Below are 15878 nucleotides of genomic sequence, written 5' to 3' on the forward strand. Positions count from 1 at the left end.
AAAAGGAGTAGTGGAGTCTTCATAGCCGTGATGAAGACCTCGATGAGAAGATAAGGGAAGTAGGGAAGTCCTCATGGCGAGTATGAAGACCTTGGTGACAAGGAAAAAGGAGTAGAGAAGTCTTCATAGCCAGTATGAAGACCTTGGTGACAAGGAAAAAGGAGTAGAGGAGTCCTCATAGCCGTTATGAAGACCTCGAAGACGAGATAAGAGAAGTAGGGAAGACCTCATGGCGAGTATGAAGAACTTGGTGACAAGGAAAAAGGAGTAGAGGAGTCTTCATAGCCGTTATGAAGACCTTGAAGACGAGATAAGGGTAGTAGGGAAGTCCTCATGGCGAGTATGAAGACCTTGGTGACAAGGAAAAAGGAGTAGAGGAGTCTTCATAGCGAGTATGAAGACCTTGGTGACAAGGAAAAAGGAGTAGAGGAGTCCTCATAGCCGTTATGAAGACCTCGAAGACGAGATAAGGGAAGTAGGGAAGTCTTCATGGCGAGTATGAAGACCTTGGTGACAAGGAAAAAGAAGTAGAGGAGTCTTCATAGTCGTGATGAAGACCTCGAAGACGAGATAAGAGGAGTAGGGAAGTCCTCATAGTCGATATAAAGACCTGAGTGACAAGGAAATAAAACAAGAGAAGCCTTCATTCGTTATAGATCGAAGCACAAAGGGAAGGTCCGCCCAATATTCAAAGGACCTGGGACCATAATTTAATTTTGGCAGTTAGCTGAGGGGAACTGCCTTTTTTGTTCGAATTCCTTTGTATTATTAAAGAAATATTCGTAATCTTATTGACACAGTTCATAGTTTTGAGATAATTTTAAATTTATAGATAAAAGGGGGGTGCATCTTTGGAGATACTATTAATAAGGCATGGACAATCAGAAGCAGATATTCTCCAAGTTCATGAGGGGAGAGCAGATTACCCTTTGACGGAACTTGGAAAGATGCAGGCAAAAAGGCTGGCTTGCCGATTAAACGAGCATTGTCCTCCAGATATCATATGGACCAGTACATTAAAAAGAGCGTCAGAAACGGCCGCCATATTGGCTGAAGAAGTAGGTTGCATGGTAATTAAGGAACCAGGCCTGATGGAATATAACAACGGGGTACTGGCAGGTTTACCTCGAGAAGTGGCAGCTACTAAGTATCCATTGCCGCCTGGAGGAAGAAAACCACATGAGAGGATCCAGAATGGAGAATCTGAAATTGAATTTCGCATGAGGGCCGAAATGACGTTATCAAAAATCTTATCAGAGAGTTCTGCTGTTGTCAGAATTGCGATTGTGTCACATGGGGGGACTACTTCTAATTTATTGAAAGCACTGCTGCAGTTACCTGTTCACTCGAACATTAAGTTCCCGACAGGAGATACAGGAATGCACATTATCAGGAAAAATGATGAAGGTTTATCTGTTGTATCATTGAATGATTCAGAGCACTTATATAATATGTAATCGGGTTATGCAAGCGTTGTGCTGCATAACCCATATTTTTTGTTCTAAATAACACTGCTGTTGATTTCCACAAATGGCTTCGCTTTCCTAGGGGCTGACGTGAGCCTCCTCGGCTACGCCTGCGGGGTCTCCACCTAACGCTATCTCACTCAGTACAAGAAAGGCTTCGACAGCGTAACATCGCACGAAGAAAATGCGTAGCATTTTCGAGGAGTCTTCGCTTTTTGCTCCAATCACCAGCTAGGTTTTCTTTATATTATTATCTTCTTAACTCAGGGCAGTTTTTAGTCTTAGAAGGCCTTCTTGCAAGGTTGCTTTTGTGCAGGCGACATTCATGCGAAGAAAACCGTTTCCTTCTTTGCCGAACTTGCTTCCGGACTCAAGGGCAAGCTTTCCTTTATGAAGCAGGCGGCGCTTTAGTTCTTCCTCTTCTAAACCTAGCTTCCTGCAATCGATCCAGAGCAGGTAAGTCCCTTCCGGCTTGCGTGCGTGTACATTTGGAATCTCTTTATCAATATACTCCACTGCGTCATCCATGTTGTCTTCTATATAATGCAACACTTCGTCAAGCCACGGTTTCCCATACCTGTAAGCTGCTTCCATTGCAGAGACACCTAGCATATTCAACAAGAAATGGCCCTGCTTTTTTAAGAAAAACTCCAATTTTTCACGAAGTGATTGGTTTGAAGTGACCATTGCGGCCGCCTGTAATCCAGCGATGTTAAAGGTTTTGGTCGGAGCAATACAAGTAACAGTCTGCGTAGCAATGTCCTCAGAAATAGATGCAATGGGATAATACTTGTGATTATTGAATGCTAGATCAGCATGTATATCGTCGGAAACGATAATTATATTGTGCTTTACACAAAGCTTCCCAAGGCTCTTTAATTCCTTCCGAGACCAAACTGTGCCACCTGGGTTATGAGGATTGCATAATAAAAGAAGCTTTACATCTCCATCTAGTTGTTCTTCAAAGTGATGAAGATCCATATGATACCGACCATCTCTATATTCCATAGGACTAGTAATTAATTTCCGGTCATTATAAGTTACCATGTCATAAAAAGGATAATAGACAGGAGAAAAAACGATAACCTTGTCCCCTGCGTTGGAAAAGGTTTGGATGGTCGCGCTCAATGCTGGAACCACACCAGAAATATAGGTGAGCCATTCCTGTTTAAGCTTCCAGTTGTGTTGTTTTTGAAACCAGCTTACAACGGCAGCATTGACAGATGGGGAAATGGAAGTGTATCCGTAAATACCATGTTGTGCCTTCTCCATAATTTCTTGGGTTACCTCTTTTGGTGCCTGAAAATCCATGTCAGCCACCCACATGGGCAATACATCACTACTTCCGAAAACCCGAGCAGTTTCATCCCATTTGACACTGGAAGTATTTTTTCTGCTGATGTGTTCGCTGAAATCATAGGTTTTCATAAATGTTCATCGCCTCCAATCAATTCGACCTGAGTCTACTAAACAATTTCCAAAAAACAAGGTATAATATGCAGTAAATGTTGTTGAAAGCAAGGTGGAAGTATCATGATAAAAGCAAGTGTGAATGTTCGATTAATGGAAAACTTATTGCAATGGGATCCACTGGGCTATGGTGTTGATGCCTATGATACGGAATGTGTGGACGTTGTTCAAGCTGTGCATGAACTTGACGATACAGAAATATTAGCACAAAAAATCCAAGATATTTATGAATTTTCTTTTGAGGAATTTATTCCGCTATCCAAATGTAAAGAAAAGGCGATAGAGCTATTGGTCATAAAAAACGAAGAGGATTCTTGTTCTTTATAATAAGCCCTTGATTCTTAATTGTCATGAAAATAAGCTTCCTCATAAAAAGGAGAAAAGCCGGTGAGAGCTTTTCTCCTTTCTTATGGAGAGGTTTGCAAAAAGTCTAAAATATTATTATGCACATCTTGCGGCTTTTCCTCTGGAAGTAGGTGACCGGTTTTTTTATAAGTGATTAACCGGGAGTTCGGCAAGTCTTTATGGAGTCTTTTCCCGACCTCAAGAGGAACTACTTTATCCTCTTCCCCCCAAATCAATAGGCTTGGTGTTTCAATCTTTCTTAATATCTCTTCAGCAAGATCTCCTTCTCGATCGCGTATCATTCTCGTTAGTGCTACAAAAATTTGGTCATCATAAAAAGGTTCTGTATAGCCCGCAATCATCTCGTCATCAATTAAAGAATGATCATACACCACGTTCAATAAATTTTGGATAGGGCCTTGTCTTGCCAGCCAATATTTTAACCATACATAGAAGTATGGAATGCGTGATGAATAAATGATGGACCTGCGCATTCTTTTTAAATAACCTGAGCTACACAACAGGACCACTTTTTCAACGAGTTCAGGTTTCTGATTACTGATGTTCAAGGATATCTGTCCACCCATTGAATGTCCAATTAAAACAGTGCGTTTAATCCCTAGCTTATCTAGAAGGGATATCACGACTTTCGCCATGTTTTCATAGGAATACACGAATTTTTTGGATTTCCCACTTTTCCCAAATGGCGGTAAATCAATGGCAAGAACCGTGTATTCTTTTGTTAGCAATGGGATTAAGCGGCGAAAGCTGAAAGAAGACGAAAGAAACCCGTGGATAAGGACAAGTGTTGGTTTATTGGTAAAGGGAGAGTTTGAGTCATGGTGAAACTCATAAAACACATTGATCCCCCCAATATTGGTCGTGAATTGATTGGTCTTCATCTCTGTCACTCCTGGTTTGAATTGTTATAGGTATTTTATCCTCTCCTTGCTATTTCAAACCTTTGTATTTTCTTGAATATGTTCTGTAAAATAATCGTAATACATTTAGGCGGAATATTTGCTATAATGAGTCAATGTTTATATGAAGGAGATGGAATGAGCGTATGCAATTAACAGAAAAAGAATTGGATTTGCTTCAAATTATTGAAGAAAACGGAAGGATCCATATAGATGTACTTTCCAAAATGATGGAACTAACAGAAGAAGAAACAGATAGTATGTTAAAAAGGTTGGAAGAAAAACGAGTGATCGTGGAATATGGGGCAGTCATTGATTGGCGAAAGGTCGACAATTTCGAAGGTGTGACAGCGATGATTGACGTGAAAGTGACACCAAAGCGTGAGGTCGGTTTCGATGAAATTGCAAAAAATATATACCGGTTTCCAGAAGTCAAATCAGTATATCTAATGTCGGGGGCATATGATTTATCAGTCGTAATAGAAGGAAAGTCACTTTCTCAGGTTGCAAATTTTGTTTCTGAAAAACTCTCTACCTTAGACTCGGTCATCTCGACGACTACCCATTTCATCTTAAAAAAGTATAAACATGATGGAACGATTTTTGATCAGGGAGAAGATGATCGTCGAATTGTGGTGTCGCCATGAGAAACAGAGTCGCAAAACATGTTCAAAACCTTCAGCCTTCCGGGATTCGTCGATTTTTCGATTTAGCTGCGAATATGGAAGGTGTTATCTCCTTAGGAGTGGGCGAACCAGACTTCGTAACATCGTGGGGAGTGAGGGAAGCCTGCATTGCTTCTTTACATAATGGACATACGTCCTATACAGCAAATGCAGGATTGCTGGAATTAAGAAAAGAAATCAGCCGTTATTTAGTCGAGCAATTTGAAGTAGAGTACAGAGCGGAAACCGACGTAATCGTCACGGTGGGAGCAAGTCAAGCGTTGGATCTATCGATACGCGCAATTGTTGATCCTGGTGATGAAGTGATTGTGATTGAACCGTGTTTCGTTTCCTATGCCCCCCTCATTGAATTGGTTGGAGGCACTGCGGTTAAAGTAGGAGCAGATGCTGAGAGAGGGTTCGGTATCGACTTCCATGAATTAGAACAGGCCATTACAGACAGGACGAAGGCAATACTTCTTTGTTTTCCTAACAATCCGACCGGTACAATGCTTTCAAAGGACGAACTCATGGAAGTAAGTCAACTTGTTGAAAAACATGATTTGCTCGTTTTATCAGATGAAATTTATGCTGAATTAAGCTTTGATGAGAAGTTTACCAGCTTTGCCACTCTTCCCCGAATGAAGGAACGAACCATTCTAATATCAGGTTTCTCAAAAGGCTTTGCAATGACGGGTTGGCGATTAGGTTTTGTAGCTGGACCCACCGACATTATTGAAGCCATGCTAAAAATCCATCAGTATGCGATGATGTGTGCTTCTACTATGGCACAGTATGGCGCCATAGAAGCGTTAAGAAATGGTCGTCAGGATATTGAAGCAATGAAAAAGAGTTACCGTAGACGACGCAACTATTTTGTGTCTTCTCTAAATGAGATAGGACTTGATTGTCACAATCCTGGTGGTGCATTTTATGCCTTTCCATCTGTCAAGCATACTGGACTTAGCTCTCAGGAATTCGCAGAAAGATTACTGTTAGAGGAAAAAGTGGCAGTGGTACCTGGAGATGTGTTTGGAAAAAGCGGTGAAGGGTATGTGAGATGCTCATACGCATCGTCTTTGGAACAGCTACAAGAAGCGATTAAAAGGATGGAGCGATTTGTAACAAAGTATCGCTAGTACAAAAAAAGGGACCAAGTCCAACGTGGACTTGGTCCTAACAAAAGGGGGAATACTAGAAAGCCTTGATGGTATAAGTATTCCCATCTAAATTATTTTTAAAACATGATTTTTAGAAAATTCTTTATTGAGTGCTATATTTTTTTTCGTACAATACTTGCATGACATTTAAGAAGTCTTCATCTGAATAATCTTTGGCTTTTCTGAGAATTAACTTGGCTCTTTTAACCCCTACTTCTTTAATTAATTCCTCTAGTTCTGGATCTAGACCTGTAGTGTTTTTGGAAGTAAAGGATTCTAGTAGTTCAGAAGCAGGTACATCTAAAACCGTAGAAATTTTTAGGATGGTTTGCATGTCGGGTGTTTGTAGACCAGCTTCATACTTTTCAATGGTGCCTGTTCCAACGCGGATCTTGAGAGCAAGTTCGGCAGCGGACATTTTTGCTCGTTCCCGATAAAAACGGATGTTTTCCCCAATATTTCTCATTCCGATTACCTCCAATGTAAGCAATTTCTTACTTTTATCATACCATGTTTAATCTAGAGAAAGTTTGAACATATTTTTACTCTTTCATCATTAGTTTATAAATATTTGCGTAATTCATGAACAAAAGGTTATTTTCTACATTTAAAGGATATTAGTGACCAAATGCACAAATAATAATGAGGACTCCAATTATCCAAAAAAGTATTTTTGATAAAGTATCGAATTTGTGGTATAATCTTTTATTGCGTTCAATGTGTATAAAAATTAAATTATTTAGGAGTGTTTTCATGTCTGATAAATTCGAAATTGGAAGTGTATTAACTGGTAAAGTAACAGGTATTCAACCTTACGGAGCGTTCGTTGCGCTTGACGAAGAAACTCAAGGTCTTGTTCATATTTCTGAAATTACGCACGGTTATGTGAAAGATGTAAACGAACATTTGAAAATGGGCGATGAGGTTCAAGTAAAGGTTCTTTCTGTTGACGAGAAGTCTAACAAAATTAGCTTGTCTATCAAAGCTACTCAAGAAGCGCCTGCTGAAGCTCCAGCAGCTGCACAAAGAAAGCCTAAGAAGCGCCAAGCTACTGTAGTGAAAAACCACACAGAAGAGGCTCCTGGTGGTTTCAACACGCTTAAAGACAAATTAGAAGAGTGGATTGAGCAATCCAACCGTAACGACCTAATTAAGAAGTAATCTTGATTAAGTGAGAGAGACATCCTGTGAGGGGTGTCTTTTTTTAATGATAGAGAAAAAGTCCTTGATTTTTGAAATTGTTTAGACAAAAGGAGTCTAAATGAGTTAGCTAAAAAGCATTAACAATTCTTAAACGTAATTTCTAGCTGTGGATTGGAGCAAATCGCGGAGACTCCAGCGGGGGAGTAACGGTAGGTTGAGACCCCGCAACGAAGTGAGGAGGCTCAAGCACCGTCCCGCGGAAAGCGAAGCCATTTGCGGAAAGGAACAGCGGTAATTAACCAAACAATTATCATTTATCCTTGTAACGTCCAATTCTTTCGCATACCGAATTATCACAATAACCCATAAAAAAGTCACAATCATAGCCAAAATAGTTACAATAACCTTGAAATTAGTTACAATCAACCTCCGAAAAGTTACAATACCCTCCCATGTGCCACAACTTCGCTAAAAAAATGAAAACCGCCCCTGTGAGGGAGGCGGTCCTTAGGTTCATTATCGAGTTGTTCTTGGCTCAACTTCACTTTCATGCTGCTCAGATGGCACGAAAAGAAGTCCTAGGTTGATCAGTCCGGCAATTCCGACTAGACCGTATATGATTCGGGACAAGGCTGCGCTTTGGCCACCAAAGATTGCTGCTACTAGATCGAATTGGAAAAATCCGATTAATCCCCAGTTAATAGCTCCGACAATAGTCAATACTAGTGCAATACGTTGAATAGTACTCATAACATTCCCTCCTTGAGAATATAAGTGCTTTCCCTCATATATTTTGTAAATGAGCAGAAATTATTCATTTATAAAATTTTTTAGTTGAAGCATGATAACAGTGGGCAATCACGGCCTCGAAGCTAAATCTTTGCAAGCAATGAAAAAATCATCCATAATCATGGCAAAAGGGAGGTAATAGTAATGGATAATTTTACTTTTTATAATCCAACAAAGCTAATATTCGGAAAAGGGCAACTTGAAACATTGCCTCAAGAAATGGAGGCATACGGCAAGAATGTTCTCCTTGTTTATGGTGGAGGTAGCATTAAAAGAAGTGGGCTTTATGATAATGTGATAAATACTTTACATAAAGCAGGCGCAACAATAACGGAGCTTGCAGGTGTGGAACCTAACCCTAGATTATCCACAGTCAGAAAAGGAATCGAACTTTGTAATGAAAATCAAATTGATTTCCTTTTAGCAGTCGGTGGAGGTAGTGTAATTGATTGTACAAAAGCAATCGCTGCAGGTGCCAAGTATGATGGCGATGTATGGGATATTGTACTTAGAAAGCATATTGCTACAGAAGCCCTGCCATTTGGAACCGTATTGACTCTAGCTGCAACAGGCTCTGAGATGAATGCAGGCTCTGTTATTACAAATTGGGAAACGAATGAGAAATATGGTTGGGGCAGTCCTGTGACGTTCCCCAAGTTTTCTATTCTAGACCCAGTTAATACATTTACTGTGCCAAAAGATCACACTGTTTATGGTATTGTTGACATGATGTCACATGTATTAGAGCAGTATTTTCATCAGACAACCAATACACCACTGCAAGATCGTATGTGTGAAGCAGTTCTAACTACCGTGATGGAAACGGCTCCCAAGCTTTTAGAAGATCTGGAAAGCTATGAACACCGCGAAACAATACTGTTTAATGGGACTATCGCGCTTAATGGTATGCTACAGATGGGCTATCGTGGGGATTGGGCAACTCATGGCATTGAGCATGCTGTTTCTGCCATCTATGATATTCCGCATGCAGGTGGATTGGCTATTCTGTTCCCAAATTGGATGGAGCATGTAATGGATGCGAATCTTGGCCGATTTAAACAGTTGGCTGTAAGAGTGTTTGGCGTGCAGGATAATGGCTCATCTGACAAGGAAATAGCTTTGGAGGGCATCCGCAGACTACGCGAATTCTGGTCAAGCCTTGGAGCTCCAACAAGATTAGCCGATTATGATATTGATGGTAAGAACATTGACAAAATGGCTGAGCATGTTATGTCACGAGGTGCAGTGGGGAACTTTAAATCACTATCACATGAGGATGTCACTTCTATCTTGAAAGCATCTCTATAAAATAAAAAAAGCTGGCAGAACCGGATACGGTTCTGCCAGTTTTTTTGCTTATGCCTCAGTATGGACTTTTTGTCTTTTTTCTACTTCTTTTTTTGTTTTAGGACGTTCTTTTGTCTTTAGATCATCCTGAACGGTCTTTTCCCATAGTGGAACATTTGTATAATAGGCTGCTCTTGATATTAGGTGACCTGCAACAGGGGCTGTAATAAATACAAACACTATTCCAAGTACCAATCGTGCACTAAAATAATTGTCCGCAAACCAGAAATATAGTAAAGCCCCAATTAGAATTAACAAGACACCAAGTGTAGCGCTCTTGGATGCTGCATGACTGCGTGTATATACATCCGGGAGTCTAATCAAGCCAATGGTCGTTACTAAGCTAAGAAGAGAGCCTAGTAGTACGACAAGGCCAATAAATATGTTAATTGTCTCTGTCATACTCAATTATCTCTCCTTTTTGCAGAAATTTAGAAAACGCGACCGTACCTACAAAAGCAATGACCCCGATTAAAAGTATGACTTCTAAGAAGGCATCTGTCCTTAACATGATAGACGTAATGGCTGTAATGGCAATTAGATTGATTCCAATAGAATCTAATGCCATTACCCGGTCCGGCACGGAAGGCCCCTTAATAACCCGATACACAAGTCCTAAAGTTGCAATGGAAAGGATCATTAAGCTGATAGATAGTAATAAGTCAAACGTACTTTCAATCATTTATCGGGTCACCTCCATAATAGCTTTTTCAAAGGTGTTTTTTATTTCTGCTATTGCCTGATTTGTATCAGGAATATTCATGGCATGGATATAAAGAATCTTATTGTCATCAGATATATCCATTACCAATGTACCTGGAGTTAAAGTTATTAAAAGGGAAAGTAACGTAATTTCCCAATCACTTTTAAGCTCTGTCGGCATGGCGAAAATCCCAGGTTCAATTTTTAGTTTAGGGCGCAGAATATCGCGGATTACTTGTACGTTTGCAAGAACGAGCTCCCGTAAAAACAAGAAAAATAGTCGTCCGGCCGCAAGTACCCGTTCAAAATAAAACCGGCCGGGAAGAAACCTTCTCATTAAAAATAAGATAACAAGCCCCCAAAAGTATCCAATGATGAAGTCGGGGATGGCCCATTGGTTTTTAAGAAACATCCAACTGAATGCAATTACTACATTTATCAAAATTTGAAAAGCCATGCGAAACTACTCCTTTAAAACTGCTTGGATATAGATGGATGGATCCATCAATGTTTCTGCCGCCTCAAAAACGTATGGATATACGAATTCTGCTCCTAGACCAAGGAAAGCAGAGAGTGCGATTAAAATAACCGATGGATAAACAAGGCCCTTGGTTGTACCTTTTTCTTCTTTTGGACTTAACACTTCTTCCCTAAAGAAACAGTTCATGAATATTTTCATAACGGAATACAATACCAACAAACTACTGAAAAGCATCACGGCAACGAATATATAATGTTCCTGTTCTAAACCGCCTTGAGCTAGTAGTATTTTTCCAACGAACCCGCTTAAAGGAGGAATGCCGGCAAGCGCCAGGCAAGCAGTGAAGAACATCCATCCTAATAGCGGATGACGTTTAATTAATCCACCCATTTTCTTTATATTATCAGTCCCTGTAATGGTAAACATCGCTCCTGCCAATAAAAACAGAGCTCCTTTTATGACCATATCATGAACAAGATAATAAATCCCACCTGCATAACCGGTTTCAGTAGCAATGGAGATTCCGTAAATGATCACTCCAACTGCTGTAACAATGTTATAAATCAATATTTTCTTAACGTCCCAATATGCGATTGCTCCGATAGCACCAATAAGAATGGTGATAATTGCCAATGCAGCAATGATTTGATGAGTGATTTGCGGCTCGTGATAAAAGATTAAAGTGAATATTCTATAGATGGAATACACACCGACTTTTGTTAATAGTGCACCAAAAATGGCAGTAATGGCATACGGTGGAGCTTGATAGGAACCAGGCAACCAGAAGTATAATGGGAAAATCCCACCTTTTAATCCGAATACGATTAAGAAAAGGATGGCCACAATTGTCACGATGTCTGTTTGCCCTGATTGTGCAATTTTATCCGAAACATCTGCCATATTCAGTGTGCCGACTAATCCGTATAGATATGCTAGTGCTATAACGAATAAAGCAGAAGAAATAATGTTAACTAATAGATACTTGATAGACTCTCTTAGCTGAATTTTAGTGCCTCCAAGTACTATCAATGCATAGGAGGACATTAGCATTACCTCAAAGAATACGAACAAGTTAAACAGGTCGCCTGTAAGAAATGCTCCCATAACTCCTGTAATTAAAAATTGTGTAAATGCATAGAAGAAAAAGTTTTCTCTGTCCTTCCCAATGTTACGAAAGGAAAATAGTACGCAAGTGAAACTCACAATTACACCAGTTAATACAAGTAGGGCGGCAAACATGTCTGCTACTAGCACGATTCCAAATGGTGGCCTCCAACTTCCTATTTCCAATGTTTGAATGCCGTTCATATATACATTATGGACAAGAACCATTGCTGCAATGGTTGTAGCCGTTAATGAAATGACGCTGATCACTTTCTGAAGCTTCACCTTTTTAGGTATCAGCAATAAGAGTGTTGCTGTAATTAAAGGGATCAGTATCGGTAATATAACTAAGTTATTCATGATTTTCATTTCCCCTTAATTGATCCATATCATCAGTTTTTAGTTCCTGGTAAGCTCTATAAGCTAGAACTAATAAGAAGGAAGTAACACCGAATGCAATAACGATAGCTGTTAAAATTAAGGCTTGTGGCAAAGGATCGCTATAAGCATTTGCTTCTTGGCCAAGTAAAGGTGCAGCTCCTCTTTTTAATCCCCCCATGGTCAATAACAACAAATGGGCTCCGTGGGATAATAGTGCTGTTCCAATAATAATCCGTAAAATACTTCGGGATAACATCAAGTAAGTAGCGGTTGCGACAAGTACACCCGCCACAATCGTCATAATAATTTCCATTATTCACTCTCTCCTATCGTTTGAATAATGGTCATTGCAACTCCTACTACAACTAAATAAACACCTAAATCGAACGGTAAAGTAGAAGTTAATGCAGTTTCCCCGAGTAGGGGCAATTCTACATAGCCAAAGGTATGTGTTAGAAATGGTACGTCAAAGAAAAGAGCAATGACCCCTGTAATGACGGATATCATTAAACCAACCGCTGCAATCGATAGATAATTGAATGGAAGTGCTTTTTGTATAGTTTTTCTATCAAAAGCAAGTAAAAGCAATACCAGAGCAGCAGATGTCATCAACCCGCCAATAAAACCTCCGCCTGGCGTATAGTGCCCAGCAAAGAAAAGATAGACAGAGAAGATTAAGATGATAAAAGTTAAAAGTGTAGTGGTGGTTTGTAAGATTAAATCATTTACTTTCACCATTTACTCCTCCCTTCTTATCTGTAAGTCTTAGCTTAATCATGGCGTAAATCCCAAATGCAGCTATGGTGAGCACCGCAATTTCAAATAATGTATCAAAGCCACGGAAATCAACAAGTATCACGTTTACCATGTTCTTTCCACCAGCCTCTTTATAGGAAGCAGCCTCAAAATAACTAGAAATGGATTCAAACAGCTTTGAGCTATTAACGGAAAGACCGATAAAGATGACGACAAGACCAACGCCTAGAGAAATAATGAAATTTGTCACTTTAAAGCGAAGTTTGTCCATTTTCTTTGATAGCTCCGGAAGGTGATAGAAACATAACAAGAACAATGCTACCGAGACTGTTTCGACTATTAACTGCGTTAATGCCAAATCCGGTGCTCTAAACAATACGAAAAACAGGGAAATGGAATAACCCACTGCACCGAGCGCAATGATAGCAGCTAGTCTGGATTTTACAAATAGTATGGTAACTGCTGAAATTACCATAACAAGAGCTAAAATCACTTCATAAATTCCCGCGGGTGCTACGTTAGTTAGATTCACATTAAATGCATCGGTTGCAAATAGTAGAATTCCTAACAAAACAATCATGAATCCGAAAATCATCACAAGGTAGTCACGGATAAAACCGGTCATGTGCGACTTAGTAAATGCAGAAGAACCTCTATCTAATGCTACTAACCCACCGTCATATAATTTGTTAAGTGTAAGTCTCTGTGGGAACCATTCGTAGATTTTCCCCCACTTCGCAACGGTAAGGTAGAGAAGAATCCCTACCAAAATGACTCCAATGGTCATAAAAAGCTCGGTATTAAAGCCATGCCAATGATAAATTTTCACTTCCACCGATAAAACATTTGATGGAAGGATGGAATATAATGCCGGTTCAATCACCCCTTTTAGCAACATAGGGAAGAAACCGAAGATAACAACTAATGAAGCTAAGATGATTGGTGGAATAAGCATGCCAATCGGTGCCTCATGCGGTTTTTTGTCCAGCTTTTCAGGCTGGTATTTTCCTGTGAAAGTTTTGAAAACTAAAATCATGCTATAGATAAATGTGAATACACTTGCAATCCAAGCAAGTACCGGAAAAATCATACCTAGCGTTTCCATATTCCAAGCACTTATTTCCGATGCCTTCAACATGCCTGTAAAGAACATTTCTTTACTCAGGAATCCATTGAAAGGGGGTAAACCAGCCATAGAGAATGCCCCAATTATAGCCAAGGTAAAAGTAATCGGCATCAGATTCATCAGACCGCCGAGCTTTCTAATATCCCTGGTGCCTGTTTCGTGATCGACAATTCCCACAATCATGAACAGGCTTCCTTTAAAGGTCGCATGGTTTATTAGGTGGAACACGGCTGCAAGGGTTGCAATCGTATAAGCATTTTCTCCAATGTAGTCATAATATGCTGCTGCACTTCCTACTCCAAGCAAGGACATAATCAATCCTAGCTGACTGACAGTAGAGAAAGCCAATATTGCTTTCAAATCAGTCTGCTTGACCGCTGAAAATGAACCCCAGAATAAAGTGGCTATACCGAATCCAGATACAAGCCAGAACCATTCTGGTGCACCTGCAAAGACAGGACTCATACGTGCTACAAGATAAATACCTGCCTTAACCATGGTAGCAGAATGAAGATATGCGCTGACAGGTGTTGGTGCTTCCATTGCGTCCGGTAACCAAATATGGAATGGAAATTGTGCTGATTTCGTGAAGGCACCAAGCAAGAACAAAAGAAGTGCCGGTATAAATAGTTCATGACTAGTGATAAGATCCACATTGGCGATGTTTTCTCGAATGCTAAACGTGCCAGTCATTAAGTATAAGAGGATGATTCCAGCGAGCATAGCTAGTCCACCAAACACTGTGATCAACATCGACTTCTGTGCCCCATAGCGAGACTTCTCGCGATGGTACCAGTAACTGATCAACAGGAAGGAAGAAATACTAGTCAACTCCCAGAAGGAATACATAACAAGTAGGTTGTCAGAGAGTACAACACCTAGCATCGCACCCATAAACATGAGTAAATAAACATAAAACGTATTTAGGGCTTCTTTCTCTTTGGAAAGATAATAAATGGAATATAAAACGACCATGGCGCCAATACCTGTGATTAACAGAGCAAAAAGCAAACCTAGCCCATCTAAATAAACAACAAAATCTATCCCTATGGAAGGAATCCATTTCATGGTGCTTGTGTACGTTTCGCCGTTCATGGTGGTGCTTAAGAATTGGAGAAAGTAAATGAACAAAACGAGTGGCAAGCCCAGTACAAACCACCCTGTATGTATGTTTTTAAAGTACTTATGCGCAAAAGGCACAAGAATCGCCAACAAAAAAGGCGATAGAATCACTAAATGAATCAGTGACAAGACACAAACCTCCTCTGTTTCTTCTATAAATAATAGTATTCCCTTCAAAACATAAGAAAACAACGCCAAATACCATTTTTTTCTAAGATGAGGTAGTATCACCTTAACGGTTTGGTACCTGCCTTGTTGCAAGTGAAAAGGAATTATTATTTGTAAAGAAAAATTACTAAATCAAATTATATACTAAATCATAAGCGCTTGCATCCTTACTGTTTGTTAGTATGGACCGATTTTGTCCTGCATATTAAATATGATAGAAACTAGTCAAAACGCCCCTAAAAAATTTTTTTCCAATTGCATAAAATGTCGATATTTTAGCCATCCTAGTCGTAGGTGGTGGTAGATATGGTGAAAAGAAAAGCAGCTGTTGCATTATCCATATTTTCTACTTTGTTTGCTGGTGCATGGTGGTTGAATGTTGAGCAAAAAAGAGATTATGTGGACCATTATTACAATGGAAATTCTTCCATAGTGCTCATTGGGTCTAATCAACAGGAAAGCTCGAATGTCATCCAACCATTTAAACCACGGGAATATATCCGAATTGTCGTGGCAAAAAAGGAAAAAGAAGAAGTGGAAGTCGAACCGACTTGATGGTAGAGACAATGTGAAAATGGAGAGCGGTTATACACTATGTATAGCCGTTTTCTTGTGAGAGTAAGCAAAAGGAAATAATATTTTTAGGTGTATCCGCTTACAGGGCGTAGGAATCCTTGAATTATCGGACAGTATTATGTAAAGTGAAAATTGGCATGCAAATATGTTTTTTGGA

General features: G+C 39.7%; 18 protein-coding genes. 7 read left to right on the forward strand and 11 right to left on the reverse strand.

Annotated features, from left to right (window positions below):
• Nucleotides 1-851 precede the first annotated feature (851 nt).
• Nucleotides 852-1457 (forward strand): histidine phosphatase family protein, encoded by a 606-nt coding sequence (locus tag HC179_RS09930; protein ID WP_168864193.1) that lies wholly within the window; start codon nt 852-854, stop codon nt 1455-1457.
• Nucleotides 1458-1724: 267 nt separating this feature from the next.
• On the opposite strand, the gene HC179_RS09935 is transcribed toward HC179_RS09930, so the two are convergent.
• A complete protein-coding gene (locus HC179_RS09935) occupies nt 1725-2894 on the reverse strand; it encodes a MalY/PatB family protein (RefSeq protein ID WP_168864194.1) in 1170 nt (389 codons plus the stop codon).
• A 105-nt stretch (nt 2895-2999) separates the two neighbouring features.
• Here HC179_RS09935 and HC179_RS09940 point away from each other — a divergent pair, with 105 nt between their 5' ends.
• A complete protein-coding gene (locus HC179_RS09940; RefSeq protein WP_168864195.1) occupies nt 3000-3263 on the forward strand; it encodes a DUF1871 family protein in 264 nt (87 codons plus the stop codon).
• 80 nt (nt 3264-3343) lie between these two features.
• Here the strand turns inward: HC179_RS09940 and HC179_RS09945 are convergent, their stop codons facing one another.
• Nucleotides 3344-4183: an alpha/beta fold hydrolase gene (locus tag HC179_RS09945; RefSeq protein WP_168864196.1), complete on the reverse strand. Its 840-nt coding sequence runs from the start codon at nt 4181-4183 to the stop codon at nt 3344-3346.
• A 164-nt stretch (nt 4184-4347) separates the two neighbouring features.
• On the opposite strand from HC179_RS09945, the gene HC179_RS09950 reads away from it, so the two are divergent.
• Together HC179_RS09950 and HC179_RS09955 are read left to right on the forward strand one after the other, a co-directional pair.
• Nucleotides 4348-4848, forward strand: coding sequence for an Lrp/AsnC family transcriptional regulator (locus HC179_RS09950; protein WP_168864197.1), 501 nt, complete (start codon nt 4348-4350; stop codon nt 4846-4848).
• Entirely contained in the window at nt 4845-6005 is a 1161-nt protein-coding gene (locus HC179_RS09955) for an aminotransferase (protein WP_168864198.1), read from the forward strand. Before HC179_RS09950 ends, HC179_RS09955 begins: the two co-directional genes overlap by 4 nt.
• A gap of 124 nt (nt 6006-6129) precedes the next feature.
• Here HC179_RS09955 and HC179_RS09960 read toward each other — a convergent pair whose 3' ends face one another.
• Complete coding sequence (locus HC179_RS09960; protein WP_168864199.1) at nt 6130-6492, reverse strand: helix-turn-helix domain-containing protein; 363 nt, start codon at nt 6490-6492, stop codon at nt 6130-6132.
• Nucleotides 6493-6779: 287 nt separating this feature from the next.
• Between HC179_RS09960 and yugI the strand changes: the two genes are divergently transcribed.
• A complete protein-coding gene (yugI, locus tag HC179_RS09965) occupies nt 6780-7187 on the forward strand; it encodes a S1 domain-containing post-transcriptional regulator GSP13 (protein WP_060665565.1) in 408 nt (135 codons plus the stop codon).
• Nucleotides 7188-7685: 498 nt separating this feature from the next.
• On the opposite strand, the gene HC179_RS09970 is transcribed toward yugI, so the two are convergent.
• Nucleotides 7686-7919: a DUF378 domain-containing protein gene (locus HC179_RS09970; RefSeq protein ID WP_060665566.1), complete on the reverse strand. Its 234-nt coding sequence runs from the start codon at nt 7917-7919 to the stop codon at nt 7686-7688.
• 183 nt (nt 7920-8102) lie between these two features.
• On the opposite strand from HC179_RS09970, the gene HC179_RS09975 reads away from it, so the two are divergent.
• Nucleotides 8103-9266 carry an iron-containing alcohol dehydrogenase gene (locus HC179_RS09975; protein ID WP_168864200.1) on the forward strand — a complete coding sequence of 388 codons (1164 nt, stop codon included), beginning with the start codon at nt 8103-8105 and terminating at the stop codon, nt 9264-9266.
• A 48-nt stretch (nt 9267-9314) separates the two neighbouring features.
• On the opposite strand, the gene mnhG is transcribed toward HC179_RS09975, so the two are convergent.
• Genes mnhG through HC179_RS10010 form a run of 7 tightly spaced genes read right to left on the reverse strand, consistent with a single transcriptional unit; the run spans nt 9315 to nt 15106 of the window.
• Nucleotides 9315-9707 (reverse strand): monovalent cation/H(+) antiporter subunit G, encoded by a 393-nt coding sequence (gene mnhG, locus HC179_RS09980; protein ID WP_168864201.1) that lies wholly within the window; start codon nt 9705-9707, stop codon nt 9315-9317.
• The gene (locus tag HC179_RS09985; RefSeq protein WP_168864202.1) at nt 9691-9987 is read right to left on the reverse strand and encodes a Na(+)/H(+) antiporter subunit F1; all 297 of its coding nucleotides are present in this window, start codon (nt 9985-9987) and stop codon (nt 9691-9693) included. The genes mnhG and HC179_RS09985 overlap by 17 nt, the downstream gene beginning before the upstream one ends.
• A complete protein-coding gene (locus HC179_RS09990) occupies nt 9988-10464 on the reverse strand; it encodes a Na+/H+ antiporter subunit E (protein WP_168864203.1) in 477 nt (158 codons plus the stop codon).
• 6 nt (nt 10465-10470) lie between these two features.
• Nucleotides 10471-11952, reverse strand: coding sequence for a Na+/H+ antiporter subunit D (locus HC179_RS09995; RefSeq protein WP_168864204.1), 1482 nt, complete (start codon nt 11950-11952; stop codon nt 10471-10473).
• Entirely contained in the window at nt 11945-12286 is a 342-nt protein-coding gene (locus tag HC179_RS10000) for a Na(+)/H(+) antiporter subunit C (protein ID WP_168864205.1), read from the reverse strand. The genes HC179_RS09995 and HC179_RS10000 overlap by 8 nt, the downstream gene beginning before the upstream one ends.
• Nucleotides 12286-12711 carry a Na(+)/H(+) antiporter subunit B gene (locus HC179_RS10005; protein WP_205825284.1) on the reverse strand — a complete coding sequence of 142 codons (426 nt, stop codon included), beginning with the start codon at nt 12709-12711 and terminating at the stop codon, nt 12286-12288. Before HC179_RS10005 ends, HC179_RS10000 begins: the two co-directional genes overlap by 1 nt.
• Complete coding sequence (locus tag HC179_RS10010; protein WP_168864206.1) at nt 12695-15106, reverse strand: Na+/H+ antiporter subunit A; 2412 nt, start codon at nt 15104-15106, stop codon at nt 12695-12697. Before HC179_RS10010 ends, HC179_RS10005 begins: the two co-directional genes overlap by 17 nt.
• Nucleotides 15107-15451: 345 nt before the next feature.
• Here HC179_RS10010 and HC179_RS10015 point away from each other — a divergent pair, with 345 nt between their 5' ends.
• A complete protein-coding gene (locus tag HC179_RS10015; RefSeq protein ID WP_168864207.1) occupies nt 15452-15700 on the forward strand; it encodes a hypothetical protein in 249 nt (82 codons plus the stop codon).
• Nucleotides 15701-15878 lie beyond the last annotated feature (178 nt).

This window comes from Bacillus sp. RO1 (assembly GCF_012524115.1).
GTDB lineage: Bacteria > Bacillota > Bacilli > Bacillales > Bacillaceae_I > Sutcliffiella_A.

Coding starts and splice junctions, on each gene's coding strand:
- HC179_RS09935 (WP_168864194.1), bottom strand. CDS start 2,894: ATGAAAACCTATGATTTCAGCGAACACATCAGCAGAAAAAATACTTCC.
- HC179_RS09940 (WP_168864195.1), top strand. CDS start 3,000: ATGATAAAAGCAAGTGTGAATGTTCGATTAATGGAAAACTTATTGCAA.
- HC179_RS09945 (WP_168864196.1), bottom strand. CDS start 4,183: ATGAAGACCAATCAATTCACGACCAATATTGGGGGGATCAATGTGTTT.
- HC179_RS09950 (WP_168864197.1), top strand. CDS start 4,348: ATGCAATTAACAGAAAAAGAATTGGATTTGCTTCAAATTATTGAAGAA.
- HC179_RS09955 (WP_168864198.1), top strand. CDS start 4,845: ATGAGAAACAGAGTCGCAAAACATGTTCAAAACCTTCAGCCTTCCGGG.
- HC179_RS09960 (WP_168864199.1), bottom strand. CDS start 6,492: ATGAGAAATATTGGGGAAAACATCCGTTTTTATCGGGAACGAGCAAAA.
- yugI (WP_060665565.1), top strand. CDS start 6,780: ATGTCTGATAAATTCGAAATTGGAAGTGTATTAACTGGTAAAGTAACA.
- HC179_RS09970 (WP_060665566.1), bottom strand. CDS start 7,919: ATGAGTACTATTCAACGTATTGCACTAGTATTGACTATTGTCGGAGCT.
- HC179_RS09975 (WP_168864200.1), top strand. CDS start 8,103: ATGGATAATTTTACTTTTTATAATCCAACAAAGCTAATATTCGGAAAA.
- mnhG (WP_168864201.1), bottom strand. CDS start 9,707: ATGACAGAGACAATTAACATATTTATTGGCCTTGTCGTACTACTAGGC.
- HC179_RS09985 (WP_168864202.1), bottom strand. CDS start 9,987: ATGATTGAAAGTACGTTTGACTTATTACTATCTATCAGCTTAATGATC.
- HC179_RS09990 (WP_168864203.1), bottom strand. CDS start 10,464: ATGGCTTTTCAAATTTTGATAAATGTAGTAATTGCATTCAGTTGGATG.
- HC179_RS09995 (WP_168864204.1), bottom strand. CDS start 11,952: ATGAATAACTTAGTTATATTACCGATACTGATCCCTTTAATTACAGCA.
- HC179_RS10000 (WP_168864205.1), bottom strand. CDS start 12,286: ATGGAAATTATTATGACGATTGTGGCGGGTGTACTTGTCGCAACCGCT.
- HC179_RS10005 (WP_205825284.1), bottom strand. CDS start 12,711: ATGGTGAAAGTAAATGATTTAATCTTACAAACCACCACTACACTTTTA.
- HC179_RS10015 (WP_168864207.1), top strand. CDS start 15,452: ATGGTGAAAAGAAAAGCAGCTGTTGCATTATCCATATTTTCTACTTTG.